At 61.8% G+C, this 11511-nt stretch carries 10 protein-coding genes, 1 tRNA gene and 1 pseudogene; 6 read left to right on the forward strand and 6 right to left on the reverse strand.

Features of this window, described 5'->3' with window-relative positions:
• Positions 1–290: 290 nt before the first annotated feature.
• On the forward strand, positions 291–2339 hold the full coding sequence (gene rpoD / locus KLP42_RS21795; RefSeq protein WP_215569436.1) for an RNA polymerase sigma factor RpoD: 2049 nt from the start codon (positions 291–293) through the stop codon (positions 2337–2339).
• Positions 2340–2571: 232 nt separating this feature from the next.
• The gene (locus tag KLP42_RS21800) at positions 2572–4581 is read left to right on the forward strand and encodes a toll/interleukin-1 receptor domain-containing protein (RefSeq protein WP_215569438.1); all 2010 of its coding nucleotides are present in this window, start codon (positions 2572–2574) and stop codon (positions 4579–4581) included.
• A 143-nt stretch (positions 4582–4724) separates the two neighbouring features.
• Here KLP42_RS21800 and KLP42_RS21805 read toward each other — a convergent pair whose 3' ends face one another.
• Positions 4725–4964, reverse strand: a complete 240-nt coding sequence (locus KLP42_RS21805) for a DUF2798 domain-containing protein (protein ID WP_252193162.1) — start codon at positions 4962–4964, stop codon at positions 4725–4727.
• Positions 4965–5294: 330 nt separating this feature from the next.
• Here KLP42_RS21805 and KLP42_RS21810 point away from each other — a divergent pair, with 330 nt between their 5' ends.
• The 3 genes from KLP42_RS21810 to KLP42_RS21820 all read left to right on the forward strand — a co-directional run bounded on the left by KLP42_RS21810 (position 5295) and on the right by KLP42_RS21820 (position 7310).
• Entirely contained in the window at positions 5295–6401 is a 1107-nt protein-coding gene (locus KLP42_RS21810) for a DUF930 domain-containing protein (protein WP_215569440.1), read from the forward strand.
• Positions 6402–6432: 31 nt separating this feature from the next.
• On the forward strand, positions 6433–6855 hold the full coding sequence (locus KLP42_RS21815) for a secondary thiamine-phosphate synthase enzyme YjbQ (RefSeq protein ID WP_215569442.1): 423 nt from the start codon (positions 6433–6435) through the stop codon (positions 6853–6855).
• A 119-nt stretch (positions 6856–6974) separates the two neighbouring features.
• The gene (locus tag KLP42_RS21820; RefSeq protein WP_215569444.1) at positions 6975–7310 is read left to right on the forward strand and encodes a hypothetical protein; all 336 of its coding nucleotides are present in this window, start codon (positions 6975–6977) and stop codon (positions 7308–7310) included.
• Positions 7311–7983: 673 nt separating this feature from the next.
• Here KLP42_RS21820 and KLP42_RS21825 read toward each other — a convergent pair.
• The gene (locus KLP42_RS21825) at positions 7984–8736 is read right to left on the reverse strand and encodes an SIMPL domain-containing protein (RefSeq protein WP_215569480.1); all 753 of its coding nucleotides are present in this window, start codon (positions 8734–8736) and stop codon (positions 7984–7986) included.
• A 193-nt stretch (positions 8737–8929) separates the two neighbouring features.
• On the opposite strand from KLP42_RS21825, the gene KLP42_RS21830 reads away from it, so the two are divergent.
• Positions 8930–9005: transfer RNA gene (locus tag KLP42_RS21830), tRNA-Ile, on the forward strand.
• Between the two features lie 278 nt (positions 9006–9283).
• Here KLP42_RS21830 and KLP42_RS21835 read toward each other — a convergent pair.
• From KLP42_RS21835 to KLP42_RS21850, 4 genes and pseudogenes are all read right to left on the reverse strand, one after another.
• Entirely contained in the window at positions 9284–9697 is a 414-nt protein-coding gene (locus tag KLP42_RS21835) for a capsid cement protein (protein WP_215569446.1), read from the reverse strand.
• Positions 9698–9707: 10 nt separating this feature from the next.
• Positions 9708–10571 (reverse strand): hypothetical protein, encoded by an 864-nt coding sequence (locus tag KLP42_RS21840; protein ID WP_215569448.1) that lies wholly within the window; start codon positions 10569–10571, stop codon positions 9708–9710.
• A 2-nt stretch (positions 10572–10573) separates the two neighbouring features.
• A complete protein-coding gene (locus KLP42_RS21845; protein WP_215569451.1) occupies positions 10574–11341 on the reverse strand; it encodes a major capsid protein in 768 nt (255 codons plus the stop codon).
• Positions 11342–11400: 59 nt separating this feature from the next.
• Positions 11401–11511, reverse strand: a pseudogene (locus KLP42_RS21850) (IS630 family transposase); the annotation flags it as partial.

Here is an 11511-nt window from a genome sequence, read left to right on the forward strand (position 1 = left end):
TTCCACGTTATATCTGCTGTTTGCCTCTGGAAAGGCTTGACGGGGAGTAAAATTGTGGGAATCACCGTTCCAGGCGGAACAGGGCGACGTGGGGCGTTGCGGCTGCGTGGGTGAGATCTCACGGGCCAAGGGCGAAACGATGCTTGCAGGGCCGGAACACTTTCTTGGTTAAGCGAGATTTAATGTCCAGCCGGTACGTGATTGAGTGCGATTCTGATCGCGTCCGCTCTTTGCGTTGCGGATGCCGATGAGTAGAACGCCGCGGATGACGTCCAAGGAAAGACGAATAGATGGCAACAAAAGTCAAAGAAAACGAAGAAGCTGAAAACGAACGCGACGGCGCTACGGACGGTCCGCTTCTCGATCTTTCCGACGACGCGGTCAAGAAGATGATCAAGCTCGCCAAGAAGCGTGGCTATGTCACGATGGACGAGCTGAATGCGGTGCTGCCTTCCGAAGAAGTGACCTCCGAGCAGATCGAGGACACGATGGCCATGTTGTCCGACATGGGCATCAATGTCGTCGAGGACGAGGAAGTCGAGGAGCAGGCCGGCGAAGAAGAGGCGGATGACGACGGCGAGAGCGAGGGTGGCGAGCTGGCGCCCACCACCGGCACCGCCGTGGCAACCGCCAAGAAGAAAGAGCCGACCGACCGCACGGACGACCCGGTGCGCATGTATCTGCGCGAAATGGGCTCCGTCGAGCTTCTGTCGCGCGAGGGCGAAATCGCCATCGCCAAGCGTATCGAGGCCGGTCGCGAGACGATGATCGCCGGTCTCTGTGAGAGCCCGCTGACCTTCCAGGCGCTGATCATCTGGCGCGACGAACTGAACGAAGGCACGACGCTGCTGCGCGAGATCATCGATCTCGAAACGACCTATTCCGGTCCCGAGGCCAAGGCTGCCCCGCAGTTCCAGAGCCCGGAAAAGATCGAGGCCGACCGCAAGGCAGCCGAGGAAAAGGAAAAGTCGCGCAAGCCGCGGGCATCGGCCGGCGAGGACGACATCACCAATGTCGGTGGCGATCTGCCGCCCATGGAAGAGGAAGAGGAGGACGATGACGAATCGAGCCTGTCTCTCGCTGCCATGGAGGCGGAACTGCGCCCGCAGGTGATGGAGACCCTCGACACGATCGCCGACACCTACAAGAAGCTGCGCAAGCTGCAGGACCAGCAGGTGGAGGCGCGCCTTTCCTGCACCGGCACGCTGTCGTCCGGCCAGGAACGCCGCTACAAGGAACTGAAGGATCAACTGATCACGGCTGTGAAGTCGCTGTCGCTCAACCAGAACCGCATCGACAGCCTTGTCGAACAGCTCTACGATATCAACAAGCGCCTTGTGCAGAACGAAGGCCGCCTGCTGCGTCTGGCTGAATCCTACGGCGTCAAGCGCGACAGCTTCCTGGAACAGTATCAGGGCGCCGAGCTTGATCCGCATTGGATGAAGTCGATCTCGAACCTGTCCGCCCGCGGCTGGAAGGAATTTGCCCGCGCCGAAAACCAGACGATCCGCGACATCCGCCAGGAGATCCAGAATCTCGCAACGGAAACCGGGATCTCTGTCACCGAGTTCCGCCGCATCGTGCATATGGTGCAGAAGGGCGAGCGCGAGGCGCGTATCGCCAAGAAGGAGATGGTCGAGGCGAACCTGCGTCTCGTCATTTCCATCGCGAAGAAATATACGAACCGCGGCCTGCAGTTCCTCGATCTCATCCAGGAAGGCAATATCGGCCTGATGAAGGCGGTCGACAAGTTCGAGTATCGCCGCGGCTACAAGTTCTCGACCTATGCGACCTGGTGGATCCGGCAGGCGATCACCCGTTCGATCGCCGACCAGGCCCGCACGATCCGCATTCCGGTGCACATGATCGAGACGATCAACAAGATCGTGCGCACCTCGCGCCAGATGCTGCACGAAATCGGCCGCGAGCCGACGCCGGAAGAACTGGCCGAAAAGCTCGCCATGCCGCTCGAAAAGGTCCGCAAGGTCCTGAAGATCGCCAAGGAGCCGATCTCGCTCGAAACCCCGGTGGGTGACGAAGAGGATTCGCATCTCGGTGATTTCATCGAGGACAAGAACGCGCTCTTGCCGATCGACGCCGCCATCCAGGCGAACCTGCGCGAAACGACGACCCGTGTTCTCGCTTCGCTCACGCCGCGTGAAGAGCGTGTGCTGCGCATGCGCTTCGGCATCGGCATGAACACCGACCATACGCTGGAAGAAGTCGGCCAGCAGTTCTCGGTCACCCGCGAACGTATCCGCCAGATCGAGGCCAAGGCGCTCAGAAAGCTGAAGCATCCGAGCCGCAGCCGCAAGCTGCGCAGCTTCCTCGACAGCTGAGGCGGTCAGGCATCGAAGACAATCAGGACCCGGCGGGAGCAGTTCCGCCGGGTTTTTCTGTTGGCGGTGGAGGTTGCCGTTGCAGCCTGTCGGATCGTTCCGAAGGCGGGATAATTCGTTTGCTGACAATCGTTGTGGCTTGCCTGCCGCAACGCGGTTGTGCAGTCTGAGAGAAGGCAGTCGCGATGGTGGTGTTTCGCCTGCAGCGTGCTGGGGCAGGTTTTTTGGGGGAATGATGGCGGACGCGATGCCGGACATTGCGGCGATCAGGGATAGTACGTCGCTGGAAGCTTATCTGCGCACCCGTTCCATTGACGAGGCGCGGGTGCTGGCGCTGAGATCCGCCGTGCGCGTCATGCCGCTGCTTACAAAAAACAGCTCTTTTCATCTGGATGACAGCAAGCATTGGATACTGGCAGACTTTCGTGCCGTCTTCTTCTCCTGGGCGGCGTATAATTATACCGACTACGTCAGGAAACTTGCCCCCGCTGCCTCTGCCGCTTACGCTGCTGCGGCTTCTGCAGCTGTTGCCGCCGGGGAAGCCGACGTCCGCGCTGTCGTGGGAGCGGCGTCCTACGCCGCCCGTACTGCCGGTATCGTTGATGCCGAGACCATCAGCTTCGCGACCGTAGCTACCGCCCGCGCCGCCCGGGTGGGCACACATGACGCTTGGGAGGGAATCCGCAGGGAACTCACCAGCATGCAGGAGATCTCCGCCACCGTGTGTCTTGCCGCGCCGCTCTGGCCGCAGGGACGGGCGCCAAGCGAGCTGATCGACACCGAGGTGGTTTTTAGAGCCGCGTTGGAAGCGTTTAACCCCGACTGGCACCTAGTCTATACTTTCTATCAGGCGCTGCGCGATGGGCATCCACCGTTCGCAGGGCTGGGCAGCGACTTGGGTGCAATTGCGTTGGCTATGGCCGACGAGCGAGAGGATTTCTGGAGGCGTGAGCCCGACGAGGTGATGCGTGACCTGGCCGAGCGGTTGGGGGGAGGTGAAACGCCCCGGAAGCCTGAAGCGATGTCGGACGCGGCATCCGAAAAGGTCGATTTTTTCATCAGCTACTCCACCAAAAACGAAGCGGAAGCGCGGGAAATCAACGGCTACCTGGAGGATGCCGGTTACTCCACGATCGTCCAATTCAAGGATTTCCCGGTTGGCTCAAACTTCGTCATCGAAATGCAGGATGGATTGGAGCGCGGTGCGCGCGCCATTGCCCTGCTGTCGCCAGACTATGTAGCATCAGATCATTGCAGGGCCGAATGGGCGGCTGTTTATAACATGGATCCGCTCGGCAAGGGCAGAAAGCTGGTTCCGCTGCTGTTAAAACCGGCCAACCTCAACACACTGGCCCGCCAGATCGTCTACAAGTCTTTGGTCGGCCTGAACGGGGAGGAACGCCGCGCGGCAGTGCTGGAAGCAATCGGTCCGGGGCCGGATGCACTTGCGCCCGACATGCTGAAGCGGCGGCTTGCGGAAACCGCCAGCCCGGATGTTGCGCCGACGCCGGATGGCAAGCTCGATGTCGTTCCCAATGCCATCTATGACCTCCCGGTCGTTGACGCCGATCTGCCGGATTTGCCGCAGATGTTGCGGACACTCTGCACGGTGATCCAGGCCTCTCTTCCGGAGAACAGTCCGAAAACAATTGCGCCATCGCTGCAAGCCTATGGCGACCATCTCGCAGAGCGTGGCGCCCGCCCCATCCTCGGTTTGCTGTGCATGCTGGCCGATGCCTTGAATCGGGACGTTCGGTCCGTGGAGTTTCACGTCTGGGGTGATGGGCTGGCAACCCACTTCGACAACTTCTTTTCCTGCCATTCGAAATACGTCACGCACTTCCCGAAGTCGCAGGAGCGCGAGGAAACGCTTGCGTCTAATGAGATCGACGAGGATCGTGCCAGCGGCAAGGAATTCCTAGAGCCGGTGAAGAAAGTTGCCGAGGCTCTTGCTGAACTGCACCAAATCGGTGGAACAACGGCTGAATTTGAGCGGGTGGTTCAGGATAGCGTTCAAAGGGCAAAGGATATCGATTCCCTGCCCATTCCTCCCGATGCCGGCCAGGGCACGGATATTACCCCGAAGCGCCGCTTCGTTTTTTCGCAAATCGGTTTCTGGGAGCGTATTCTGTCCGCGCTTGGCAGCATGACGACGCTGGCGACAACCGAGCAAGGCAGGGCGGCGATTGCGACCCTCGCCGAAGCCATCCGCAAATTCCTCTCCTTTCTGTCATCCAGTTGACGGACCAGGAACGTCGGAGGCGATGGCAACGAGGTTGAAACCGCACGTTGCCCTTTCTCCACGATGCCCGACGCCGCAAACCCTCGACAAACCTGAACGCCCGGCAGGACCTCTCCCGCCGGGCCTCTGTTGCCGAGCCGCCCTCACGCCCGCTCGACGAGCGAAAGCACGATGCGCCGTGCCAGTGGCAGGGCGCACAGCAGGGTGGGGAAGGCGATCAGCCAGGAGAGGCTCCAGGCGGACATCCATTTGCCGAGGAAGCCGGGGGCGGGACCCATGGTTGTCATCGTCGCGACGGCCGAGACGACGAAGGTCATCAGGATGGACAGGATGAGCGGCAGGAGAACGCCCGCGGCGCGCGCGGGAAGTCGCTTGATCTTCATATTTTTTCTCTTTGGGAGAAGGAGCGGCACGGAAGACATCATGGGCACCTCGCAACCTTGTGCGTGACACCTTCGCCCCGTGACGGTCCGAAGGGTGGTGCGTTGCTTCTCGTGAGGCGCTTACGGCCGATCAAAGATCGACGGCACGGTGGATAGCGCGGAAAGCGCCATGTGGCAAGATCGCCCGGCCGGTGCTTCGGCGGGCGGTGACAGGTTTCAGACGAGCGCAGGCATTCGGGCAAGACGGCGTTTTTTCCGGTCTGTGGCCGATCGCCTCTCGATCCCGCCGCCATTCCCGCCTACATCGGAACCATGCAGGATGACGCCGCAATGCAGGAGATGAAGAGCGAGGAGCCGCTGGCGAAGCCGGCGCGCCTGTCCCGTCGCGGCTCTGTCATCGTGGCCTCCGTCCTTCTGCATCTGATGGTGATTCTGCCGTTCTTCATTCACCTGCCTTCCCGCCCGCCCGAGGTTCAGCCGGAAGAGAGCGTTTCGGTCGAAATCGTGCCGCCGCCGGAACCGCAAAAACCGGAGCCGCCACCGGAGCCTCCGCAGCCCGAGCCCCCGCCGCCAGAGCCGCCGGCGCCCGAACCGCCCGCGCCCGAGCCGCCCGCGCCCGAGCCGCCGCCGCAAGCGCCGGAGCCGCAGCAACAGGCCGCGCCGCCGCCGGTTCCGACGCTGCGTCCCGTCTTCCGCTTCGGCGAGCAGTCGTCCGGGCCGGAGCAATCGGCCGAGGGCAACAGCGCGGATGGCGAGAAGGCCGCGGCCGAGGAGGCGCCGAAGCCGGAAGCGCAGCCCGAGACGGAGCCTGCGCCCCAGCCCGCCGAGCCGCAACCCGAACCGCCGGCGCCTGAGGAGACGGCGCCCACGGAGCCTGAGCCCACGGAGCAGAAGTCAACGGAGGCTGCCCCCGGGGAAACTGCCGCGGAAGAGCCCGCCGCGGAGGCCGCGCCGCCGGTGCTTTCGGCCGAAGCCGATGCGGCGTCCGAGGCGGTCCCGCAGATCACCCTGCCGTCGAAGGTGGCGGTGCCGCAGCCGCGTCCGGAGCCGCCGGCCAATCGCGCCCAGCCGGAACCGAAGCCGGTCAAGCGGCTCTATTCCACCGCCAGAACCGGCAATGCCAAGGCCGCCACCGCCATGGCCGGCATTCCGCGGGCAGAGCGGGCCGGCCAGTTGTGCGCCTCCGAACTGCAGGCGCAACTGCTGCACGGTTCGCCTTCCTATCTGCCGGAATTGCTGCCGGCCTATCGCCTGCCGTCCGGCACCGATGTGCTGAACGTGCCGCGCGGCGCCTTTCGCGCAGAGGGTGTCTGGTACAATATCAGCTTCCTTTGCACCCTGAATGCCGATGCCACCGAGGTGGAAGCCTTCTCCTATGCGGTGGGGGCGCGGGTTCCGCGGGCAGAGTGGCGCGAGCGGGGCTTTCCCAGTTTCTGACGATCCGTTTTCCGTCCGCAAGGAGCCGGCCATGCCACAGATCCAGCTTTCCCTCTCCACCCGCGGCCAGGGGCTTTACGAATTCACCGCGCCGGTGGCCGCCTTCGTGCGCGCCGCCGGGCAGGAGCAGGGGCTTCTCACCCTCTTCGTGCGGCACACCTCCTGTTCGCTGCTGATTCAGGAAAATGCCGATCCGGACGTGCAGCGCGATCTGCAGGAATTCTTCCGCCGGCTGGTGCCGCCGAGCGACGATGCCGCCATGCGCTGGATGGTGCACACCACCGAAGGGCCCGATGACATGCCGGCGCATGTGAAGGCGGCGCTGACGGCGACCTCCATCGGTATTCCCGTCGTCGCAGGGCGGCTGGCACTCGGCACCTGGCAGGGGATCTACCTGTTCGAACATCGCGACCGTCCGCATCGCCGCGAGGTGGTGCTGCATCTTTCCCCCTGATGCGACGGCGACAGCCTGAACCATGGCTGAACGAAAGGTTCGGCTAACATTCAGATCTGCGACATTAGGTTTGCCTTCAACGCCCGCAAGGGTGGAACGAACATTCGGGAAGGAAAACCATGACGCAGCTTCTTGCAAAGGCCGGACTGGCCGTCCTGATCGCCGCAACCGGCCTGGTTGCGCCGCTTGCCGGCGCCGCCGCCGCCGATGGCCGCCTCGTTGAGGTGCAGTGGCGTGATGATCCGCGCGGCGGGCATGGTCCGCGCCATCACCCGCCGCGAAGGGAGCATTGCGCGCCCTGGCTTGCCGAGGACAAGGCGGCCCGCATGGGGCTGCGTCGCGCCCGCGTGGTGGATGTGAACCGCCGCGTGGTGGTGGTGGCGGGCTTTGATCGTCACGGTCGCGACCGCATGGTCTTTGCCAATGTGCGCGGCTGCCCGCTGTTGCGCCGCTGACGCCTGCCATTCTGCGCAAGGCGACCATTCGCCTGCCATCAGGAGACCGGCCGGAACGTGCCGAACGCGCGCTCCGGCCGGCCTGCGGCCGCCGTGCCGCACATTTTCGCATCAGCGGGCGGGACCGGCCGGCATCCGGCAACTCTCTGCCCGTGGTGTTCCGCTCCATCGCCCAATGGACGGAAGAGGCCGTCGCTCACGCCCCCCTAGCTTGTGAGCGGCGGCTTTTGCATTGGTCGCAGAGGGGCAAGCCGAAGGCTGCCGTCCGCCGCAGCCGGCACGCCGCCGCGCGCGGCCTGCGGCTCCCGAAGCATTTGCGGCGAGCATGGGATCGCTCGCGCGGAATCGGCGGATGGGCTTTGCCCTCCTGCTTTCCTCAGCATGCCGGGATGAAAGACCGCGACGGCACCATGGCTCGATACTCGGGCTGGCGCGCCAGGTCATCTCGGGGAAGCAGCGCCCCTCCGGCATGTTCCGGTCTGTCCATCCGGGGCGCCCGATGCGGGTATCCGGAGAGGGCGGCTCCGGTCATTGCCGCCCGCCCCTGACGGACAGTATCAGGAAGGCGCGCAACCAGAATCTGTCAGGTGCAATCCAGACCAGTCAGATTCCGGCTTCCTCCACGTTCGCTTGCCTCTTCTGGGAAGCCAGTTTCCATTTTTCCAGACAAAGCCTAGCGGGCGATCTCGAAGCGCATGTTGACGGAGATGGCATAGGTGTTTTCGCCGCTGGCAATCGGCACGGCATCGGCTTCCTTTGCCATGGCCATCCGCATCATCGGCATCGGGGCGGGCGGCATGTTCGGGCTTTCCTCTATCGACAGCACCGGGCCGAGCCTGGCGCCGGCGGCCTCCACCAGCGTGCGGGCCTTGTCCATCGCATCCTGCACGGCCCGGCGGCGGGCTTCCGCCAGCGCCGCTTTCGGGTCGTCATTGCCAAAACTGATCTCTCCACCCTGGTTGACGCCGAGCTTGACCGATCGATCCAGCAGGGAGCCGAGTTTCTTCAGGTCGCGCACCCGCACCGTCAGCCCGTTTGCCACCTGATAGCCGACAATCTTCGGCGGTGTCTCGTCGGTATTGCCGTTGCGATCCGGCTGGCTGTAGCGCGGATAGATCGAAAAATCGCTGGTCTGCATGTCGCGCTCGGCAATGCCTTCCTCCTTCAGGGCGGCAAGCACATCGCGCATCGCGGCATTGCTGGCCGCAAGCGCGGCATCCGCCGTGTCCGCCATGCGCGTCACCACCAGCGAAACAACCGCCATGTCCGGCGCCACGGTGGCCTTGCCTTCGCCCATGACGCTCACCGCCGGAGGCTGCGCGGGGGGAGGCGGCGGCATCTGCGCCAGTGCCGCCACCGGCGCTGCAAGGCTTGCTGCAACAAGAATGGCCAATGCCACACCCTTCGGCCGCTGCAGGTTCTTCATCATGAATTTCCTCCGCATCTGTCGCCCCGCACCTCATCGTGCTGCAGGATCTTCTGGTTGCACCCCATTGCTGCCTGCAGAATATGAAGCGAATGCGGCAACGGCTTGTGGCCCGGCAGATTTTGAGTTAGAGCCGAACCCCAGACGGGCGAATGAACCATTGCATTCCCCGCACCTTCCACAAGGGAAGGCCGGGCCTGTAGCTCAATGGTTAGAGCCGGCGGCTCATAACCGCTTGGTTGGGGGTTCGAGTCCCTCCGGGCCCACCACCTCAATCTTCTGACTGTAGCTGTTGTAGCTTTGTAGCTTGACGCGGATTTCCGGAATTTTGACACTTGAATCCGGAATTTTGAAAAAATCGGCAATCGGCTTAAAATCCCCGTCAAAGACCTTTCAAAGATAATTTGAATGCGCCTCGGTGGCGAAGGAGATGGAGCCACCGAGGCGCGTTGGCTACCGCCAACATGCGCCATTTCACCTGCAAGCAAAATGGCGAATTTGCCCCCAGTTCATCCGTGGTGAGCAATCCCGAGAAATGATCAAGAGTTCAGCGCCGCAGCAAGACTTCAGAGACGCGGTCAAGCTGACCGTCCTCCAGAGCGTCAGCGAATACGTATTCCGGCAAATCGGCACCCTCAAGGATAGCCGCGCCGTTGGCATTCACGCTAGTCACTGTAGTAGCGCCCGCCTTGAGAGCGATCAGGCCCGTAGCTTTAACCGCGCGGCCCTGCGCATCCACGATGAGGCTATCACCCTTGCTGAATGCGCCTCCGCAGCGAACGATTGTGGTTCCGGCGGCGTCGGCGTCACTGTACGAGCCAGCAAGGACGTCACGCCCTGATACGCCTAGCACTTTTTGACCCCTCACACTTGCTTGAGCGCCGTCAAATCCAACGGCTCTGTAGGCCTCAACCGCACCGGACGCCTTGAAGGTCAACGTGAGTATTGCAATCTTCTGCACACTGTCTCTCCTACTTGCGCAGTTGCTTTTCCACGAGCCGAACAGCGCCCCAGTAGCTCCCGCCGTTCTGGCGCATATGGTGGTTTGCCAATCGATCGATTTCGAGTTTCTGACTGTCAGCGCTGTAGCCACTTGGGGCGTCAAACTGGCCTTCTTCGAAGTCCAGTGGCCCGGTGGCCAGATCCCCGGTCACGACGGGCACGGGGATCTTTGACAGAAACTCCAGAAACCATTCCTGAGTAGCGACCTGAGAATTTTCCCCTTCTTCGGAAAAATCGAAAGTTGCACGCGGATCGAGCGCTTCCGCAAACGCCAGAGCCTGCTGGTACAAGCCAATCGGGAGGCGACCTTCATCAAGTGCCTTTTTGACGCCAACCCTCGCATTCTCGCGCTGGAGGGCACGTTCGCGCTCCGATAGCGAATGTTCGCGCAAATCGAAAACGTCAATGTCGGAAAAGAGCAACTCGCCACCGTCCGAAAACTCGACACCGGTCAATCCCTTAACTGCTGGAGCTGCGCCGCCGAGAAATCCGATATGCCGGAGGTACCAGGAGCCAGGTGTAGGGTTATTCGGGTGGTTCTTCGGATAAAAGGACGCAGAGACCTTCTTGTAGGTGCCACTTTTTACAAGCTCCCGAAATTCGAGGTTGACCTGTGTCGGAATGGCATGAAGGCCATCAGCAGCATGTTTGACCGACTCAACCCATCCAAACGCGGGCGCACTATCACTGGGATGCCCGACGACAATCGGAGCTTCGTGAAGTTCCGGCCGGTAGCTGTTGGCGATTTCGCGCAGATCCGCTTCGGCGAAGGTCACTTCCGCGCCTGACGCGGAGGTGTGTTTTCCTGCCTTGAAGAAATGAATGTTGAACACTGTCATTCCTCGCCAGCCGGATTGATGATGAGAAAACCAGCCTCCATGCCTGACAATACGGGCCGCCGCTCGTAGGTCACACCATAGATCCAGCTTTTGGTGTTGGCCTCCCAGTAAGGCATCTCGACAAATGGGTTTCCCTTGTAAGTATAGGTGTAGCCGTAGCTCGGCTCTTCCACGCCGTTGGGTTCGCGCGGGGCATATCCCAGCACGGCATAGTTCCCCCAGACGTCATGGAATGTTCCGGTCTGGTCGGCCATCATGGCGGTCCCTTCGACAACCTGTTCAACGTCGAAAAGCTTCCCGAGCATTTCAGCGGTAACAATATCGGCGTTGCGGAAGCGATCGCTGATGTAAGCGTTGTTCTTCAGTGCAGAGAAGGGTTTCGGTCCGAGGATCAGCGTGTTCGGATAAAGGCCGCATCTGTTGCGGATTGCGTGCCTTGCGTGTTCGATGATCTTCGTGGGGTTACTGCCAGGATCAGTCCATTGATCCGATGCCGCCAGCGTTTCCTTGCTGTACTCGTCATATCTGGCATCTGCCGTTGCTAACTCGGCCTGTTCATATTCGAGCGCCAGCGTGAGAGCGTTCATTACTTTTGTTGTCGCTCGGGCTCCCAAATCCGTTTCAGGTTCCTCTCCCTCAGTCGAGTATTCACGCGGAAGCTTGCTTTCTAGGCTGTCCTGAACCAACAAGTAGGGTTTGCCTTCGTATCCGAACTCAACGCGCTTCGTGGCGCTACCGGCGGAACGGCGCGCGTTATAGAGCATGAAGTCTTCCTTCCCGAACTCAATGACTTGTCCGGATCGGTGCTTAGAGCGTTTCCCTTTCATGCTGGATCGTAACCACATGATGTGAAGAAGTTGCGAGCCTCTTGTGGCTCGACGAGGTCAATCAGTTTCCCGATCCTGTCCCAAAGGCCAGTTACGGTGCGCTCTGC

Origin of the sequence: Rhizobium sp. CSW-27, from assembly GCF_018760785.1 — a bacterium.
Lineage (GTDB): Bacteria > Pseudomonadota > Alphaproteobacteria > Rhizobiales > Rhizobiaceae > Neorhizobium.